We start from the raw sequence: 16,834 nt of genomic DNA, 5'->3' as shown, positions 1-16,834 counted from the left end.
GCTAGCGACCATCAGAATGCTCCCACCTTGGGAAGCCAGTCGTCGCCGTCCTCGATGCGGGGCGAAACAGGAAGAGCTTCGGCGATCCTGATTTTGGCGGTGGCCTCCGGGGCGTCGACGAAGGCGGGTGCCATGAAGACGGCGTCAGCTTCGACAGGGGGTGGTAGCTGGATGCGCGCTACCGGATAGCCGGCTATCCGCAGAAACGCCGCTCCGGTCGGCAGCATGGTGAGGTCGCTGTCCATCAGCAGCGTCTCGCGGTGGCGATCGGGAGCGATTGAACCCCGGTCGCCCTTGGCCTGCGTGTCCAGGCTTATGGTGGGGCGCATTCCTTCGACCTCGGCCTGGCCAACAAGCCTGGCCGCCCATTCTGCAGACGGCGAATCGCCGAGCCGCATTAGGAGCTGGGTTGAGGTCTGGCCGGTGATGACTTGGGCGGCCGCCTCGCCATATGCGATGTTGAGCTGGGCCAGCGACTGGAACGCGATCGTCACGCAGGCGCGATACTTGCGCCCCTCGGGCATGAGGTTGCTCAAACTCTGGACAGGCGGCAGCGAAGCCAGCTCGTCGATGATCATCCAGACGTTGGTGCCGCGATCGGGGGGGCGCTGGAGGATCGCGCTGGCGGCGGCATCGAGCCACGCCGCGACGATGGGAGTGCCGAGGTCGCGGTTGCGGCGCGGGCAGCATAGGAACACGAACGGCTTGGGACCGTGAGCCTGGTCGAGCGCCACGATGAACCTGTCGAATGAGAAGGCGGCGGCATTGCGCGACACGGCTGCGAGAGTATGGACGCTGCGCGCCGCGATGCCGATCATGAACACGACCGATGCGGTCGCCTTGTCGCCACCTGCAGTGAAGATGGTCGCGGCCGGCGTGCCCCGCACGATCGCGCGCAGCCGGTCGAGATAATTTTCGTTCAAGTCGACACTGCCGCCGTTGAGTAGGTCGGCGAGGTCGTCGAGCGTACCCCCGGTGGTGGCGAGATGGTAGAGGATATGGGCGAGCAACAGCCGGGCCTCGTCCCACCAGAAGGCGGACTCGCCAGCGTTCGCGGGCTTGGGGAGTAGGATCGCGGCAACGCGGTGGGCGTCGGCGAGCGTAGCGATGTCGTCGATGAGGGCCCAGCGGGCGGTGCGCCGATCCCAGCAGTTAAGGATCACGTCGCCGCGATCGGGGTCGTAAAATCGGGAAACGTAGCTGCCATCGGGATCGTAGAGGAACACCGCTTCACCGCGTTTCGCGATTTGGTGGACGAGGTCGATCAGGAAGCTGGTCTTGCCGGTGCCGGTCGCGCCGATCGCGAGCAGATGGCGGTTCTCGATCCCGGCCGGAAGGGCCACGCCTCCGATCATAATCGGAGGCGCGCCCGTCACTCGCTTCCCGGCCGGGGCGAGCATCGCGGCGAGCTGTTTGGGGGTGGCGCGGCGCGCGCCTCGGCGGACCTCATCCATGGCCGCCTTCTCGGCGATCGAAATCCAATTGCGGCGCTGCAAGGTAGTGAGGCCGCCGGCGAACAGGATGGCGAGGCAACCGCCGCTGATCGCCATCCGGCGGGCGAGCAGGATCATGGCGGCATGGCCAGGGTCTTCGACGATCGCCCACCCGTCCACTTCCATCAGCTGGGACTGGACCTGCGCACCGGGGATGATGGCGGTGCGGATGGTCTGTTTGGCCTGGGTCAGCACGTAGCGGATGGCGATTTGGTGAACGTCGGGCGCGACGGTGGTCCAGGCCAGCGCTATGCCTGCCGCGGCTCCGAGCAAGCCGGTGGCGCCGGCGACCTTCGCCAGCGCAAAGCGCGACTGATAGCGGTGAGCCTCGATGGCGCGTCCGCGTGCGGCCTGGTCCGTGCGGCTCATGACAGCTTGCCCTGAACCTTAGCGACGAAAGCCTCCTGCTGGGCCGCAGGCAGCACAGTCAGCGCGTGCAGATGGGCGGTGACGTAAGCGGCGCGAGCCAGCTGCCGGGTGCTCTGGCTGACCTCCAACAGGTTGTCGGTGCGGGCGAGCAGCATCCCCAACGTTTCGCCGATCTTGACGAGTAGCGGATCTTGGTCGGGCACCTGCGTGCCGGCGAGCGCCGCTTCGAGGAGGCCCCGCAGGGCCTCAGCGCGCGTGATGTTTGCGGCACTGGCGCGCTGGTCGATGGCCTCGACAAGGGCGGTGGTGAGGCGGGTCTGGACGTGGGTCGTGGACATCAATGCTACTCGACGAATACGCTGGTGATCAGCGGCTGCAGATACGAGGCGATACGGGTTTTCACCTAGGGCACTGAGGTGCGTTCCGTGTCTTACCTAACTACTCTTCCTACGCGGGGGCCTGTGCCTTGCGACGCCGACGCGGCATTGGAGCCGACCGGTCATCAGCCGCCGGCAGCCACTGCCTACCGATCTCGGCTGCGTAGTCGAAAATGCTCATCTGGATCGGGCGCTTGAGCACGTCGACGTGAGGTGGCTCCTTATGCGCCTGGGCAAGAGGTGAGCCGCCCGCCGCGTTCGCTGCCACCTCGACGATTGTGGCCTCGGAGGTGGCGGTGTCGATCAGATTATTCCGGGGTTTCATTTTCAACTCTCCTTGGATGATGCTAGGGCTAGCATAACCATAAATATGATGATAGGGCTAGCCTTATGTTGCATGTACCTACCCACTTTGGATCACGAGATGTCGAGGCAATCCTCGGCAAGTTCCTCGGCATCTCTGAGGAGGGCTCGAAGGCATTTGCTGGCCGAATGAAACATCTGATCCGGCAAAAATTCCCGGACGGTGTGGACACCGGACGCGGCGTGCCGGCGCGATATTATGCCGATCAGTTCTTTCAGGTCGTTGTCGTCGTCGAACTTTGGCAGTGGGGTGTTCCACCAGCACGCGCAACGCGGATGGTGACAGAGGCTTGGCCTGTCCTTCGCAAGAGCGTTCGAACGGTCTGGCGCGCAGTCGAGTGGGCAGAGCGCAACAATAAACCAGAAATTGAGGTCGAGCCCATATTTTGGCGCGTTCCTGTGGAAGCGTTGGCTTACCTAACAAGAGAGCGCCGTCCGTGGCGGGGCCCTGATGCAGACAAACTACTCGTCTTGACCACCGAAGAACGCGAAGCCGTTGAACAGGAAATGGACGGTCGTGATTGGCGAGTCGCCTATATTGAGGCGCACAAAATGCTTGAACTGTTGTTCAGATATCTAAAGTTGGGGGAATTGATGCCCTTTGAAAAGGTCACATCATTAATGAACACCTTCCCACCCATGCTCGACGATGAGCGTGCAACGTAGTCCGGCAAGATTGTTGATCGATCTGGACCGCAAGGTTTCCAGTGCGATGCAATGCGGTCGCGGGATCAAGCTGTCGTCTGAACAGCTCGATGCCCTCGCAGTTATCGGCCTCGTAGCGATGTTGGCGGAAGCTAAAGCGACGATTTTGATGGAGGAAGCTCGATGCCGGCAGACAAGGGTGGGGTCTACCAACGTGGCGGCTACTGGCTCGACCTTGATAGAGGTGCCGGCGGCAAACCCAATAGCCGTAACTGGTACATCTTCTGGTATGACTCTTCAACGGGACACCAGCGCCGAACGAGCACGCGCACGAGCGATGTTCGACTAGCCTGTAGCAAGCTGGACGAGCACTATCTTGCTGTCCACAAACCAACCGTCGCCGATCAAGATCACTATGCCGTACCAAGCGCACTTGCCGATTACTGGCAAGAGCACGGCTCAAAGCAGGCCAGCTCGGAAGCCATCAAGGCACGTTTGAAGTTGCTGACGCGGTTTCTTGACGTCCAGGTGCACACAGGTCGCCTCGTCGACCCCATCCTCCCAGACGATATCGACGAAAGTGTCTTGGGCCGCTTTCGATCCTGGGCTCAAATCGATCCTATCGTTGCCAGGAAAAAGGACGACGACGGTAATTGGATAGACGGCGCGTCGCGCACTCGATCCGCGTCCACGGCCGAAGAGAGCATCATCGCGCTAAAGGCTGCCCTCAACCACGCCGTTGGTAAGCGCCGCATCCGTTACGCACCTGCACTGAAGCACAAGACTCGAGATCAGGTCACCCCGGCCCGGTCCTATCGCCTCTCCGTTGAAGGTATAGGGGAACTGCTTGACTTCACGATGCGAGGATCAGGCAAATCCGCTGGCCACCCGGCCCGCCTGATGCCGCTGCGCCGCTACCTCATCGGTGCGATCTGCACGCTGGGTCGACCAGACGCCATTCTGGACATGAGCGTCTCTCCCAAACGCGGTCAGTGGATGCAGGACGCTCATTGCTTCGCCCTAAATCCGGAAGGCCGGCTACAAACCAATAAGGTGCGGCCTGTGATTCCCGTAGTGGGAGCCCTAGAGGCGTGGCTTACAGCAAGCGACGAGTGGCTTGTGTGCCGCGAGACAAGTTCATCAGACGAGGATCAGCAGATCGAAGTCGTAGAGCAGATCCGCGTCGCCAGCGTACGGTCGGCTTGGGACAGTGCCCGCGAAGCACTTGGTATCCCGGACGGCTGGGGCCCCAAACTGATCCGCCACAGCATGTCGACTATCCTGGCAACGCGAAGAGTCGACCTTGTCGAATTGGAGATGGCCCTCGGCCACCGGGTACTTGGCAAAACAAGTAGTCGCTATGTGATCTTCGATCCGCGCTACCTCGGTACAATCCGCAGCGGGTTGGAAGACGTTGTCGGGGATCTCGCGAAGCGATCAGGGAATGCCCTTCACCCGAAACTCACCCGAGATCATATCAACGTTGTGCCGATGCGAGCATAAAAAAGCCCTCCTAAGCCATTGGCCTAGCAGGGCTTTTGTGGTGGGCACGGCTGGTATCGAACCAGCGACCCCTGCGATGTCAACACAGTGCTCTACCACTGAGCTACGCGCCCACGTCAGAGCGTGTTAGGCGAGGGCGCGGCGCGGCGCAAGCCCGAACGCGAGGCACCGGCGGTGACGCTCGAAATCCGCTGGCGGGTTGCCGGACGACACCATAAAGCCGGACGATGGCCGATGCGCTGCTGCCCGGATTCACGATCACGCCCGCGACCGGCCCGACGCCGCCGATCGTGCTCGCCTCGCCGCACAGCGGGCGCGATTACCCCGCGGCGTTCCTCGCGCAGACCCGGCTGACGCTGGCGCAGTTGCGGCGGGCGGAAGATGCCTTCGTCGCCGAGATGCTGGTCGGAGCCGCCGGGCTCGGAGTGCCGTTGATCGCGGCGCGCTACGGGCGGGCATGGCTCGACCTCAACCGCGACGAGGCCGAACTCGACCCCGCGATGTTCGTCGACCCGCTCGAGTCGCATCCCGCGCAGTCGAGCGACCGCGTTATCGCCGGGCTCGGGGTCGTCCCCCGAATCGCTGCAGCGGGCCTCGAGATCTATCCGGCCCGGGTGCGCAGTGCCGACGCGGCGGCGCGAATCGAAGCGGTCCATCGCCCGTATCATGCGGCGCTTTCGGCGCTGCTCGACGATGCCTTCGCCGCGAATGGCTTTGCGGTGCTGCTCGACTGCCACTCGATGCCGACCCCGCCGCCGGTCCAGGGCGGCGCGCCGCAGATCGTCATCGGCGATCTGTTCGGCGCCGCCGCCGCCTCGCCGCTGGTCGGCGCGATCGAGCGCTATTTCCGCGCCGCGGGGTTTCGGGTCGCCCGCAATGCTCCCTACGCCGGCGGGTACACGACGGCCCGGCATGGGCGGCCTGCCGAGGGCGTTCATGCCGTCCAGATCGAGATCGACCGCGCCTTGTACATGGATCCGGCGCGGCTGGTCCGGCACACCGGGTTCGACCGGATCGAGACCGCGCTCACCCGGCTGGTCGCGCACCTGAAGGCGGAGGTGGGCACGATGGACCTAGGGCCCTTCGCGATCGCCGCCGAATAAAAAAGGGCCACGCCCGTGGGCGTGGCCAGAGTTCAGGGAGCGCGGCGGCGTAAGGGGGGAACGCCGCCGGCAAAACTACAAATAGTGCGCTGCAGCACCGGTTCAAGCGTTATCGCTACCATGACCGTGTCTATTCTCTCGCGCCTCACTGAAAAACGCCTCGAAAGCCTCGTCCGGGGGCTGGCGGCGGGCGATGCGCTGATCGATTTCGCCACCCCGCCGGGCGAAGCGGCGGTCGTCTCACCCGAGTCGGTGTCGTGGCAGGTCTTCCGCAACCCGCTGACGATGGTCATCGGCGGCATCGCGGCGGTCCTTCTCGAACTTGGCGAGCCGCGGGTGCGCAGTGGCGTTTGGACGCACTCGAGTTTCCGCGCCGATCCCGCGCGGCGGCTCCGCCGGACCGGGCTCGCGGCGATGGTGACCGTTTACGGCGCGCGCAGCCGCTTCGAAGCGCTCGCGACTCGGGTGCGGGGGATGCACGCGCGGGTCGCGGGAACGACGCGCGGCGGGGAAGGGTATCGTGCCGACGATCCCGACCTGCTCCGCTGGGTCCACGGTACCGCCGCCTTCGCCTTCCTCGAAGCCTATCGCATCTACGTCCGCCCGGTCGCTCCCGCCGACCGCGAGCGTTACTATGCCGAGGGCGGGGCGGGGTCGCGGCTTTACGGCGTCGTCGAGGCCCCGGCTTCGGAGGCTGCAACCGCGGCGCTGTTCGACGCGATGCGCCCCCGCCTCGAACCCTCGCCCGAGCTCGACGAGCTGATCGCGATCCTCCGCGCCGCGCCGATCCTGCCGCCGCTGCTCCGCCCGCTCCAGCACAGCCTGATCCGCGCCGCGGTCGACCTCCTCCCCGCCGCCGAGCGCGAGCGGTTGCAGCTCGGCCGGCACGGGGGATTGCGCTTCGGCGAGGCGGCGCTGCTGCGCTCGGCGGCGCGGATGCTCGACGGGATCGCGGTGCCGTCGTCGCCGTCGGCGCAGGCGTGCGTCCGCGTCGGCCTGCCGCACGACTGGCTGGTGCGGCACCCGCTCCCCGGCTAGACGCGCAGCCATGATCGCCGGTGCCCCCCTGTTCCTCGACCTGCTGCGTGCCAACGGGGTCGACTTCGTCTTCGGCAATCCGGGCACGACCGAGCTGCCGCTGGTCGACGCCTTCGCCGCCGAAACCGGCATCCGCTATATCCTCGGGCTCAACGAAGTCGTCGTGATGGGCATGGCCGACGGCTATGCGCAGGCGACCGGGCGGCTCGCAGTCGCCAATCTCCACGCCGCGCCGGGCCTCGGGAACGCGATGGGGATGCTGTACAATGCGGCGAAGGCGGGGGCGCCGATCCTCGTCACCGCCGGGCAACAGGACACGACGATCGCGCTGACCGAGCCGCTGCTGTGGGCCGATCTCGCGACGATGGCGCGCCCGCTGGTCAAATGGTCGACCGAGGTGACGCGGATCGACGACCTGCCGCGCACCGTCCACCGCGCGATCAAGGTCGCGCTGACCGCCCCGACCGGCCCGGTGTTCCTGTCGATCCCCGGTGACGTGCTGACCGCGTCGGTCGAGGCGATCGACGCGATGGCTCCGACCCGGATCGGGCCGCGGCTGCGTGGAGACCTCGACGCGATCGCGGCGGCGGCGGAGCTGATCGCAGCGTCGGTGAGCCCGGTGATCTTCGCCGGTGATGCGGTGCCGCGTTCCGGGGCATACGCCGAACTCGCCGCGCTGGCCGAGGCGATCGGCGCGCCGGTCTATCTCGAGGGCATGGCGAACACCGCCGCCTTCCCGTCGAACCACCCGCTGTATGCCGGGTCGGTGGCGCGGATGACCCCGGCGGTGCGCGCGCTGACCGATGGCCACGACCTCGTCATCTCGATCGGCGCCGACCTGTTGACCCAGTCGCAGGCGGCGGGGGTCGAGGCGCTCGCGCCGGGGAAGCCGTTGATCCACCTCGACGACGATGCGTGGGAGATCGGCAAGAACTTCCCCGCGACCGCTGCGATCCTCGGCGACCCCAAGGCGACGCTGCCCGACCTGATCGCCGCGGTCCTGCACCGGATGCCGGTCGCGTCGGCGCGGCGCGCGGCGACCGAGGCGAACATCGCCGGACGCCAGGCGGCGCTGATCGCCCGCGCCGAGGCCGAGGCCGACACCCTGCCGCTGCGCCCGCTCGCCGTCCTCCACGCGATCGCCCAACTGTTGCCCGACGACGCGATCGTCATCGAGGAGACGCTGTCGACCGGCATGAACACCGTCCGCCAGTTGATGCCCGCGACGCGCCCCGACAGCTGGTTCGGGATGCGCGGCGGCGGCATCGGCGTCGCACTGCCGCAGGCGATCGGGATCAAGCTCGCCCACCCCGACCGACCGGTGATCGCGCTGAGCGGCGACGGCAGCGCGATGTATTCGATCCAGGCGCTGTGGACCGCGGCGCATTACCGGCTCGGCATCGTCGCGATCATCGTCAACAATCGCTCGTACCGCATCCTCAAGCAGCGGACCCGCGCGCTCGGCGGCCCGTCGGCGGCGAGCGGTTCGTATGTCGGCATGGACCTGACCGACCCGGCGATCGACTTCGTCGCGCTGAGCGAGGCGCAGGGCGTCCCCGCGATCCGGGTGTCGACGCTGTCCGACCTGCGCGATGCGGTCGCCCGGGGACTGGCCGGGCCGGGGACGTTGCTGATCGAGGTCGAGATCGACACCGAGGTCTGAGCGAGTCGAATTTGGGCCGAGTGTCAGGCTGGCTTGACGAAGTTGATGAACCTGACGCCACGCTGGAATGGAACGCTTACCGTATCGGTGATATTGGTTCTGGATCGCGAACCGGGGCGTCGGACAAGGCAGCGTCATCGTCATCAACGGGAAGGCTAGGCCGGTCGCGAGGGTGTAGGACAGCGGTTTCTGATCGCTGCTGCTGCAGCGCCTGCACACTGCTCAACGGCTCCGACACTTGTTTCTAAAACCGTCATCCCCGCGAAGGCGGGGACCCATCACCACGGACGGTTGGGGTAATGGGTCCCCGCCTTCGCGGGGATGACGACCTAAAACCGGTGTTCCGCTCGACGCCAGCGCATCACGCACCCGGCCCCGCTCCCAGCCACCGACACTGCACTCCTACCGCAGCGCCCACGTCACCGGCAGCGCGATCCCCACCCCGAGCAACGTCCCGCCGAGCAGGTCGCTCGGATAATGATGCGCCGTCGCCACCCGCGACCACGCCAGCGCCAGCCACAACGCGAGCGCGACGAGCCACAGCGACGGCCATGCGAACAGCACCGGGGTCATCGTCGCGCTGAGCGTCATCAAATGCCCGCTCGGGAAGCTGAACACGTCGAGAGGGGCCGATGGCGGGACGAGGCCGGGACGGTGCTCGAACGGGCGCGGCCGCCCGGCGACGCGCTTGATCGCCGGATAGACGATGTGGCTGATCGCCCCGCACAGCGCCGCCACCCCAAGCTCGTGCCACGCCGCATCCCCGGCGAAGCCGACGAGCGCCAGCGCGAGGATCAGATAGATCGTCCCGTTGCCGAGCCAGCTGACGACGACCGCGGTCCGTTCGAGATGCGCACGGCGCGCGGCGGCGGCAGTCCGCCCGACGAGCGCGATCTCCCGGTCCGACAGCCGCAGCAGCCCCGCCCGCGCCGCCGCCATCGCCTCTGCCCATCCCATACGCGCATCGTGCCCGAGATTGGCAGGCGGGTCCATCGGGGCAGCTGGTCGAGACGAAAACCGACGACCGTCGGCACCGTTCGGGCTGGTGACATCGACGCGAACCGGTCATGGCATATGGGTGCGACGAAATTGCACATCCCGACACTGCGGAGCGTCATGAAGCACCATATCCTTGCCAGTCTCGCCGTCGTTTTCGCCGCCGGACCGGCGCTTTCCCGCGAGACGTGGATCGTGCGGACCGACCTGTGGGGCAATCCGGCGTTTTCGACCCTGACGATCGATGGGTCCGGTCAGCTTACCGGCGACCTCGACGGCGACCGGCTCACCGGGCGGCTGGCGAAGCGGAGCATCGTCTTCGACACGACCGACAGCGACCATCGCGTGTCGCATTATACCGGACGGGTCGACCACGATCGCATCGCCGGCACCGTCGCCGAGCCCGATACCAATCATCCCGACACGCAGGTCTCGCACCGCTTCACGGCATGGCGTATTGTCGAACGCCCCGCCGGGGGGCCGCGAACCCTCGACTTCCACCCGGTCGATTACTCGAACACATGGAATGCCGATCGGGCTCCGGTGCTGACGATCTGGCCCGGCGACGTCGTCCATACGACGACGATTGATTCAGGCGGCGTCGACGAGCATGGCGTCACCCGCGCGTTGTTCGGCAATCCCCAGACCGGTCCGTTCTTCGTCGCTGGCGCGGTGGCGGGCGACACGCTGGCAGTCCACCTCAACCGGGTCAGGTTGAACCGCGACTATGCCGACAGCCTCGACACCGTCGTCGCGCGCGCGCTCGGCAATCCGCTCGTGGCTAAGGCGGGTGACCTCGGCAAGCCGGTGCGGTGGAAGCTCGGCCTCGCCAGCGGGCGCGCGAGCCCCGACGGTGCGACCGGCGCGCTCGCGGCGTATTCGGTCGCCGTCCGGCCAATGCTCGACGGGCTCGCGGTCGCCCCGGGGTTTGGCTCGCCGCCGGTCTCGACCGGCGACACCGGGCGCTTTGGCGGAAACATGGATTTCAACGAAGTCGTCGAGGGCAACACCGTCTACCTGCCCGTCCAGCAGCCCGGCGCGCTGCTGTATATGGGCGACGCGCACGCGCTCCAGGGCGACGGCGAGACGTCGCAATACGCGCTCGAAACGTCGATGGACGTGACCTTCTCGGTCGAGCTGATCAAGGGCAAGACGATCAACCTGCCGCGCGTCGAGTCGCCGGCGCAGATCATGGTGCTCGGCCAGGCGGGGTCGCTCGACGACGCGCTCAAGGCGGCGAGCACGGGCATGATCCAGTGGCTACAGCAGGACTACGATATGACCCTGTCGCAGGCGGCGCAGGTCCTCGGCACGGCGCTGCATTATAGCGTCCCCAATCTTGCCGGACGGAGCGTCGGCGTTGCGGCAAAGATCGACAAGGCGGTCCTGCCCGCGTCACACCACGTCGTCAGCACGCCTTAAGCCGCGCTCGCCTCCCGCATCTCCGCCAGATGGCGGCGGATGCGGTCGGCACCCTCGTCGGTCGCGGGGTTGTAGACGATCATGCCGAGGTCGGGGCGGCCGTCGACGGCGAAGGCGGAGAATTCGAGTTCGATCAGCCCGAGGATCGGATGGTGGAGGCGTTTGCGCCCTTCGCCATGCTCGGCGACCTGGTTGTCGCGCCACATTGCCGCGAACTCGGGGCTGGTCCGCGACAGTTCCTCGACGAGCCCGGTGATCTCGGCGTTGGCCCCGGCGCGCGCTGCGTCGGCCCGGAACGCACCGACGACATAGCGCGCGACGGTCTGCCAATCCTCCTGCGCGGCGCGGATGTGCGAATTGCCGAACATCAGCCGCAGGATGTTGCGCCCGTTCGGCGGCAGTTTCGAGTAATCGGTCAGCAGCATCGCGGCGGCGGTGTTCCACGCGACGATGTCCCACGTCGCGGTCTTGATGATCGCCGGGCTGGCATCGAACGCATCGAGGACGCGCTGGAGGCGGGGGGTGACACCGTTGATCGGGGTGTAATGGACCTCGGGCGGGCGGCCGAGACCGAGCATGAACAGGTGCTGGCGCTCGGTCTCGGTGAGCATCAGCCCGGTGGCGATGCGGTTGAGGACGTCGGCCGACGGCGCGCCGCCGCGCCCCTGCTCGAGCCATGTGTACCACGTCGCGCTGATGTTCGAGCGTTGAGCGACCTCCTCACGGCGCAGGCCCGGCGTCCGTCGACGGCCCGGCGCGAAGCCGAAGGTCGCCGGATCGAGCCGCGCGCGGCGGTCACGGAGATAGCTGCCGAGGCTGTTGGCAAGCGCGTGCGCGGCGAGGGTGGCCATATCCATCCTGTTGATCGTTATACCGGGATAAGGTCACTACTTTAACAGCAAGCGACCTAGGTCGATACCCCGTTTCACACCACCACGGAGATCGACCCATGCGCGTATTTCTTACCGGCGCGACCGGCTTTATCGGCTCGCACGTCATTCCCGAACTGATCGACGCCGGGCATCACGTCGTCGGCCTGACCCGCTCCGATGCCGGCGCGCGAAAGCTCGAAGCGGCGGGGGTCGAGGTGCATCGCGGGACGCTCGAGGACCCCGCCAGCGTCGCCGCCGGTGCGGAGACCGCCGATGCCGTCGTCCACGCGGCCTTCGACCACGACTTTAATAATTTCATCGCGAACTGCGAGAAGGACCGGCGCGTCATCGAGGCGATCGGCGACGTCCTCGCGGGGTCCGATCGGCCGTTTCTCATCACGTCGGGGGTCGGTCTCGGTTCCTCCGGGCCGGGGCAGCTCGCCACCGAGGACGTCATGAACCGCAATTATGCCAACCCGCGGCGCGTATCCGAAGTGACCGGCGAGGCGGTGGCGCAGCGCGGCGTCTCGGTCGCGGCCGTTCGCCTGCCGCAGGTCCACGACCCGGTGAAGCAGGGGCTGATCACCTGGGCAATCGACATCGCGCGCGACAAGGGCGTCTCGGCATATGTCGGCGATGGGACCAACCGCTTCGCGGCGGCGCACGTCAGCGACGTCGCGCGGCTGTACCGGCTCGCGCTCGATCACCACCGCGCCGGTGCCCGCTGGCATGCGGTTGCCGAGGAAGGCGTCGCGATGCGCGATGTTGCCGAGGCAGTCGGCGCGGGGCTCGGTGTGCCGGTCAAGTCGCTGACCCCCGACGAGGCGATGGCGCATTTCGGCTGGTTCGGGGCGTTTGTCGGAATGGACATGTCGGCGTCGAGCGCATTGACCCGCGAGCGGCTCGGCTGGAACCCGACCGGCCCGGGCCTGATCGCCGACCTGCACGCGATGGACTACGGGCTCGCCGCCGCGGCGTAGCGTCAGATCGGCTCCCCGGTCCACTCCCAGTGCCACGGCTCGAAAACGTAATTGACGAAGCCATATTGCTTGGCGTGGACCAGCAGCCAGCGGTACGCCGGGGAGGCGACCATCGCCGCGCGGTTGGCGTCGGCGGTCGAATCGGGGCCGTAGCCCGGGGCCTGTCCGACCCACATGTCGAGCGCGAGCCCGGTGCGGTGCGCCGAGCATGTCGCGCGGACGATGCCGTTGCAATTGCCCTCGGCGGTGCAGCGCGCAGCGTCGGCGTCGGGGTCGCGGTAGGCTGAAAAGATCGTCAACGACCTCCGCTCGGCGGCGATCGCGGGATCGTGGCGGGCATCGGCGACCATCGCCCGGTATGCGGCGAGCGCGGCGGTGCGGAGCTGGATCGTCTTGCCGACGAAGCTTTCGCGCGGTGCAGCCGTCGCGAGCGCTTCGGGCGGTGGCGGCGGCGGGCAGTTGGTCTTGCCGTTGATATGCGCGAACGGCCGCGCCGCCTGCCACTTCGCCTTCATCGCAGGGAAGGTCAGCAGGTCGAACACCCCCGTCGGCGCGAGGTGATGGCTCGCCTGCCAGCCCGCGAGCTTCGCCGCGAAGCCCTCGCTCGCCACCGGGCAGGTCGTGCCGATGTCGACCGCGACGCGCGGATAATAAACCGTCCACCCAGTTTCGGGCCGCCCGAACGGGGCCCACGCCATCGTGCCGAGCGAGGCGACGTTCGCCGCCAGCGCTCCGGCGGGAGCCGATATTGTGCAGTTTTCGGGCATTGCCGCGACGACCATCGGAACCATTACCCTGCCGAAACCTTGAGCGCTCGACACAACATAACAGGCGGTTCCGATGTTCCAACGCTGCGTTCTCGCCGTCCTGCTATCGACCGCGAGCGCGGCGGTGGCCGTCGTCCCGGTCAAGCCAGCGCCCGCTGCTCCCGCTGCCGCGCCGCCCGCCGCCGCTCCTGCCGCCGCCCCGGAAGCTGCCGCGCCCGCTGTACCCGCTGCCGCGAGCGAGGCCGCGCCGATCGTCATTCCCGCCGCAATCGCCGCCCCGCAGCGCGCGCTGATCCGCCTCCAGGTCCTGCTCGACCGCGCGCATTTCTCGCCGGGCGTGATCGACGGCAAGGACGGCGGTAACCTCAAGCTCGCCGAGGAAGCATACCGCAAGGCGAACGACGCGAGCGGCACCGACACCGCCGCGCTGACCGACAAGCTCGCCGCCGCCGATGCCGAGCCGACCGTCGAGCATTATACGATCACCGATACCGACGTCGCCGGGCCTTTCGTCGAGCACCTGCCGACCGACATGGCCGAGCTCGCCAAGCTCGACTCGCCCGCCTACGCCAACCCGGTCGAGGAACTCGCCGAGCGCTTCCATATGGACGACGCGCTGCTCAAGGCGCTCAACCCCGGGGCCGACTTCACCAAGGCCGGGACCGTCATCACCGTCGCCTCGGTCACCGCCGAGAAACTTGGCGGCGTGGTGACGCGGATCGAGGTCGACAAGAGCGCCAATTCGGTCCGCGCGATGGGTGCCGGGGGGAAATTGCTCGCGGTCTATCCGGCGACCGTCGGCAGCACCGAACGCCCCGCGCCGTCGGGAACGTGGAAGGTGCGGACCGTGGCGATGAAGGCGACCTATACCTTCGACCCGAAGCGGCTGACCTTCGGCAAGAAGGCCGAGGGCAAGCTGACGATCAAGCCGGGGCCGAACAACCCGGTCGGGACGACGTGGATCGACCTGACCAAGGACACCTACGGCATCCACGGCACCCCCGACCCGCGCCTCGTCGGCAAGCGCGCGTCGCACGGCTGCGTCCGCCTGACCAACTGGGACATCCAGCAGCTCGCGAAATCGGTCAAGGCGGGGGCGGTCGTGGTGTTCAAGGGGACCGAGACGCGCGCGAAGACCTAGACCGCCAACCCCGTCAGCGTCGCCACTGTCAGCACCTGCGGCAAAACCTCGACCCGCCCATCGCGGTGGTAGAACAGATACAGCGGCACCCCGGCGCGGTTATGCGCCTCGATGAAGCGCCCGAGCACCGGGTCGCCGTTCGTCCAGTCGCCGACAAGCGTCTTGACGCCGCCGCGCTTGAACGCCGCCGCGACATCGGACGAGGCGATTGCGCCGCGCTCGTTGACCTTGCACGTCAGGCACCAGTCGGCGGTGAAATAGACGAAAGCCGGGGTATGCACGGCGGTCAATGCGGCGAGCGCGGGCTCGCTGAACTTTGCCGCCGCAAGCCCGGCGGGCGCGTCGACCGTCGTTGCGGTCGAGGTCTGCGGCACCACCAGCGCGACGGCGGCGACGGCGGCAACCGCGGCGGCGAGCAACGGCGGCCAGCCGCTGACGAACGCGCGCTGGCGGCTACCGTACCACCATAAAGCCAGCCCGATCAGCATGGCGCCGCCGATTCCGAGCGTCATCCCGCCCACCCCGGCCTGCCGCCCGAGCACCCACGCCAGCGCGAGCGCGGTCAGGAACATCGGGATGCTGAGGATCGAGCGGAACGTCGCCATCCATGCGCCCGGCTTGGGCAGGCGGCGGCGCAGCGCGGGGACGAAGCCGATCGCGATGAACGGCAGCGCCAGTCCAAGGCCGAGGCCCGCGAAGACCAGCAACCCCGCCGCCGGCGGCAGGACCAGCGCCGCGCCGAGCGCTCCCGCCATGAACGGCCCGGTGCACGGCGTCGCAACGAACGCGGCGAGCGCGCCGGTCCAGAAGCTCCCCGCCGCCCCCGGCTTCGACGCGAGGCTCTGCCCGCCGCCGAAATTGCCGAGCTCGAACAGTCCGGCGAGGTTGAGCGCGATCGCCGTCGTCAGCAGCAGCAGCCCGGCGATGACGCGCGGGTCCTGCAACTGGAACGCCCAGCCGACCTGTGTCCCCGCCGCACGAAGCCCGAGGATCAGCGCGCCGAGCCCGGTGCAGACCACGATCACCCCGGCGGCGTAGGCGAGCGCGTCGCGCCGCGCGTCGGCGGGCGAGCTTCCGCCCTTGGCAAGGCTCAGCGCCTTCAGGCTGAGGATCGGAAAGACGCACGGCATGATGTTGAGGATGACTCCCCCGGCGATCGCGAGGAGAAGTGCAGTGGCGAAGACGGTGGCGGTGCCGTCGCGCTTCCCCGCCGCGCCCGCCGCCGGGACCGAACCGGGGCTAGCTGACAGCGCGAAGCCCTCGGCCTTGCCGCCGCGCTCGATGCGCAGGACGCCATCGATCGACCCGCGCGCCTTGGGGTCGGCCTTGGTCTCGATCCGCAGCAGCTTGCCCGCAACGCTGACGACCTGCGGGCTGGAGTAGTCGACCGCACCGTCGGCGGCGGGAAAGAAATAGGCGGCGGTCACCCCGGCAGGGTCGGCGACCGGCACCCCGAGCGCGAACCGCCCCTTGTCGAGCGCATAATGTGCGCCCGCGAGCGGCACCGGCAGCGCGGCGCGCGCGGCGGCGAAGCGCGCAGCGACGGCAGGGTCGGGCGCGCCGTCGCCGGGATGGAGCGCGACGCTCGCCTCGGCGGACTCGGGGACGCAGATCTCGGTCGTGCAGACGAGGTAGTTGAGCTTAACGCTCACCGGCCCGGTCGCGCCGGTGACGTCGACGAGCAGCGTCGCAGGCGCTTCATAGACGTAGTTCATCAACCCCGACACGAGCAACGTCACCGGCACTGGAAAGCGCAATGATCCCGCAGTCGCCCCGGTCCACGTCGCCTTAGGCGCAAAGCCCGCCTCGCCGGGGTTCGACCAGTAGGTGTGCCAGCCGGGCTTCGGCGTCAGCACGATCGCCAGCGTCACCGGCTTGCCGGGGGCGGGGGCGGCGCTTTCGGCGATGAGCTCGACGCGGACATTGTTGCCGCCGCTCGGAAGCACATCGGCCACCGCCGCGATGGGGGCGAGGAGTGCGAGGAGGAGGCTGAGGAAACGGATCATGGCAGCACCCTATGCGCGTGGGGGAGGGGTCGCGCCAAGGGGAGGTTCGTCGCGGACGGGGTGCGGGTTACGCACCGATTGCACGCTACACATCAT

The 16,834-nt window shown here is 67.6% G+C and carries 15 protein-coding genes and 1 tRNA gene; 8 read left to right on the top strand and 8 right to left on the bottom strand.

Annotated features, from left to right (window positions below):
- Positions 1-11: 11 nt before the first annotated feature.
- The 3 genes from KTC28_RS17510 to KTC28_RS17500 all read right to left on the bottom strand — a co-directional run bounded on the left by KTC28_RS17510 (position 12) and on the right by KTC28_RS17500 (position 2,564).
- Positions 12-1,862 carry a helicase HerA-like domain-containing protein gene (locus KTC28_RS17510; protein WP_216709205.1) on the bottom strand — a complete coding sequence of 617 codons (1,851 nt, stop codon included), beginning with the start codon at positions 1,860-1,862 and terminating at the stop codon, positions 12-14.
- Positions 1,859-2,200 (bottom strand): hypothetical protein, encoded by a 342-nt coding sequence (locus KTC28_RS17505; RefSeq protein WP_216709206.1) that lies wholly within the window; start codon positions 2,198-2,200, stop codon positions 1,859-1,861. Before KTC28_RS17505 ends, KTC28_RS17510 begins: the two co-directional genes overlap by 4 nt.
- Positions 2,201-2,309: 109 nt before the next feature.
- Positions 2,310-2,564 carry a hypothetical protein gene (locus KTC28_RS17500; RefSeq protein WP_216709207.1) on the bottom strand — a complete coding sequence of 85 codons (255 nt, stop codon included), beginning with the start codon at positions 2,562-2,564 and terminating at the stop codon, positions 2,310-2,312.
- A 65-nt stretch (positions 2,565-2,629) separates the two neighbouring features.
- On the opposite strand from KTC28_RS17500, the gene KTC28_RS17495 reads away from it, so the two are divergent.
- Together KTC28_RS17495 and KTC28_RS17490 are read left to right on the top strand one after the other, a co-directional pair.
- On the top strand, positions 2,630-3,268 hold the full coding sequence (locus tag KTC28_RS17495; protein WP_216709208.1) for a hypothetical protein: 639 nt from the start codon (positions 2,630-2,632) through the stop codon (positions 3,266-3,268).
- A 162-nt stretch (positions 3,269-3,430) separates the two neighbouring features.
- Positions 3,431-4,750, top strand: coding sequence for a tyrosine-type recombinase/integrase (locus tag KTC28_RS17490; RefSeq protein WP_216709209.1), 1,320 nt, complete (start codon positions 3,431-3,433; stop codon positions 4,748-4,750).
- A gap of 38 nt (positions 4,751-4,788) precedes the next feature.
- Here KTC28_RS17490 and KTC28_RS17485 read toward each other — a convergent pair.
- Positions 4,789-4,863: transfer RNA gene (locus KTC28_RS17485), tRNA-Val, on the bottom strand.
- Between the two features lie 114 nt (positions 4,864-4,977).
- On the opposite strand from KTC28_RS17485, the gene KTC28_RS17480 reads away from it, so the two are divergent.
- The 3 genes from KTC28_RS17480 (at position 4,978) to KTC28_RS17470 (ending at position 8,554) form a co-directional block, all read left to right on the top strand.
- Entirely contained in the window at positions 4,978-5,853 is an 876-nt protein-coding gene (locus KTC28_RS17480) for an N-formylglutamate amidohydrolase (protein WP_216709210.1), read from the top strand.
- A 120-nt stretch (positions 5,854-5,973) separates the two neighbouring features.
- Positions 5,974-6,891 (top strand): oxygenase MpaB family protein, encoded by a 918-nt coding sequence (locus KTC28_RS17475; RefSeq protein WP_216709211.1) that lies wholly within the window; start codon positions 5,974-5,976, stop codon positions 6,889-6,891.
- Positions 6,892-6,901: 10 nt separating this feature from the next.
- Positions 6,902-8,554 carry a thiamine pyrophosphate-binding protein gene (locus KTC28_RS17470; RefSeq protein ID WP_216709212.1) on the top strand — a complete coding sequence of 551 codons (1,653 nt, stop codon included), beginning with the start codon at positions 6,902-6,904 and terminating at the stop codon, positions 8,552-8,554.
- A 402-nt stretch (positions 8,555-8,956) separates the two neighbouring features.
- Here KTC28_RS17470 and KTC28_RS17465 read toward each other — a convergent pair whose 3' ends face one another.
- On the bottom strand, positions 8,957-9,547 hold the full coding sequence (locus KTC28_RS17465) for a phosphatase PAP2 family protein (protein WP_216709213.1): 591 nt from the start codon (positions 9,545-9,547) through the stop codon (positions 8,957-8,959).
- Between the two features lie 123 nt (positions 9,548-9,670).
- Between KTC28_RS17465 and KTC28_RS17460 the strand changes: the two genes are divergently transcribed.
- Entirely contained in the window at positions 9,671-10,972 is a 1,302-nt protein-coding gene (locus KTC28_RS17460) for an acetamidase/formamidase family protein (RefSeq protein WP_216709214.1), read from the top strand.
- Here the strand turns inward: KTC28_RS17460 and KTC28_RS17455 are convergent.
- The gene (locus KTC28_RS17455; RefSeq protein WP_216709215.1) at positions 10,969-11,823 is read right to left on the bottom strand and encodes a helix-turn-helix transcriptional regulator; all 855 of its coding nucleotides are present in this window, start codon (positions 11,821-11,823) and stop codon (positions 10,969-10,971) included. The genes KTC28_RS17460 and KTC28_RS17455 overlap by 4 nt on opposite strands.
- A gap of 98 nt (positions 11,824-11,921) precedes the next feature.
- Here KTC28_RS17455 and KTC28_RS17450 point away from each other — a divergent pair, with 98 nt between their 5' ends.
- Positions 11,922-12,824 (top strand): SDR family oxidoreductase, encoded by a 903-nt coding sequence (locus tag KTC28_RS17450; RefSeq protein ID WP_216709216.1) that lies wholly within the window; start codon positions 11,922-11,924, stop codon positions 12,822-12,824.
- A 2-nt stretch (positions 12,825-12,826) separates the two neighbouring features.
- Here KTC28_RS17450 and KTC28_RS17445 read toward each other — a convergent pair whose 3' ends face one another.
- Positions 12,827-13,615, bottom strand: a complete 789-nt coding sequence (locus KTC28_RS17445; RefSeq protein WP_216709217.1) for a M15 family metallopeptidase domain-containing protein — start codon at positions 13,613-13,615, stop codon at positions 12,827-12,829.
- Between the two features lie 49 nt (positions 13,616-13,664).
- On the opposite strand from KTC28_RS17445, the gene KTC28_RS17440 reads away from it, so the two are divergent.
- On the top strand, positions 13,665-14,732 hold the full coding sequence (locus KTC28_RS17440) for a L,D-transpeptidase (protein WP_255602134.1): 1,068 nt from the start codon (positions 13,665-13,667) through the stop codon (positions 14,730-14,732).
- On the opposite strand, the gene KTC28_RS17435 is transcribed toward KTC28_RS17440, so the two are convergent.
- Entirely contained in the window at positions 14,729-16,738 is a 2,010-nt protein-coding gene (locus tag KTC28_RS17435) for a protein-disulfide reductase DsbD family protein (protein ID WP_216709218.1), read from the bottom strand. The genes KTC28_RS17440 and KTC28_RS17435 overlap by 4 nt on opposite strands.
- Positions 16,739-16,834: the final 96 nt, after the last annotated feature.

Origin of the sequence: Polymorphobacter megasporae (genome assembly GCF_018982885.2) — a bacterium.
In the GTDB taxonomy this organism is placed as follows: domain Bacteria; phylum Pseudomonadota; class Alphaproteobacteria; order Sphingomonadales; family Sphingomonadaceae; genus Polymorphobacter_B; species Polymorphobacter_B megasporae.
The sequence above is the reverse complement of the archived record's forward strand: the minus strand, read 5'-3'. Positions and strand labels throughout refer to the sequence as shown.

What these genes read in the sequence shown, in the direction of transcription:
- KTC28_RS17505 (WP_216709206.1), bottom strand. Translation starts at nt 2,200, where the DNA reads ATGTCCACGACCCACGTCCAGACCCGCCTCACCACCGCCCTTGTCGAG.
- KTC28_RS17470 (WP_216709212.1), top strand. Translation starts at nt 6,902, where the DNA reads ATGATCGCCGGTGCCCCCCTGTTCCTCGACCTGCTGCGTGCCAACGGG.
- KTC28_RS17510 (WP_216709205.1), bottom strand. Translation starts at nt 1,862, where the DNA reads ATGAGCCGCACGGACCAGGCCGCACGCGGACGCGCCATCGAGGCTCAC.
- KTC28_RS17495 (WP_216709208.1), top strand. Translation starts at nt 2,630, where the DNA reads ATGTTGCATGTACCTACCCACTTTGGATCACGAGATGTCGAGGCAATC.
- KTC28_RS17460 (WP_216709214.1), top strand. Translation starts at nt 9,671, where the DNA reads ATGAAGCACCATATCCTTGCCAGTCTCGCCGTCGTTTTCGCCGCCGGA.
- KTC28_RS17500 (WP_216709207.1), bottom strand. Translation starts at nt 2,564, where the DNA reads ATGAAACCCCGGAATAATCTGATCGACACCGCCACCTCCGAGGCCACA.
- KTC28_RS17435 (WP_216709218.1), bottom strand. Translation starts at nt 16,738, where the DNA reads ATGATCCGTTTCCTCAGCCTCCTCCTCGCACTCCTCGCCCCCATCGCG.
- KTC28_RS17440 (WP_255602134.1), top strand. Translation starts at nt 13,665, where the DNA reads ATGTTCCAACGCTGCGTTCTCGCCGTCCTGCTATCGACCGCGAGCGCG.
- KTC28_RS17480 (WP_216709210.1), top strand. Translation starts at nt 4,978, where the DNA reads ATGGCCGATGCGCTGCTGCCCGGATTCACGATCACGCCCGCGACCGGC.
- KTC28_RS17490 (WP_216709209.1), top strand. Translation starts at nt 3,431, where the DNA reads ATGCCGGCAGACAAGGGTGGGGTCTACCAACGTGGCGGCTACTGGCTC.
- KTC28_RS17445 (WP_216709217.1), bottom strand. Translation starts at nt 13,615, where the DNA reads ATGGTTCCGATGGTCGTCGCGGCAATGCCCGAAAACTGCACAATATCG.
- KTC28_RS17450 (WP_216709216.1), top strand. Translation starts at nt 11,922, where the DNA reads ATGCGCGTATTTCTTACCGGCGCGACCGGCTTTATCGGCTCGCACGTC.
- KTC28_RS17465 (WP_216709213.1), bottom strand. Translation starts at nt 9,547, where the DNA reads ATGGACCCGCCTGCCAATCTCGGGCACGATGCGCGTATGGGATGGGCA.
- KTC28_RS17455 (WP_216709215.1), bottom strand. Translation starts at nt 11,823, where the DNA reads ATGGCCACCCTCGCCGCGCACGCGCTTGCCAACAGCCTCGGCAGCTAT.
- KTC28_RS17475 (WP_216709211.1), top strand. Translation starts at nt 5,974, where the DNA reads ATGACCGTGTCTATTCTCTCGCGCCTCACTGAAAAACGCCTCGAAAGC.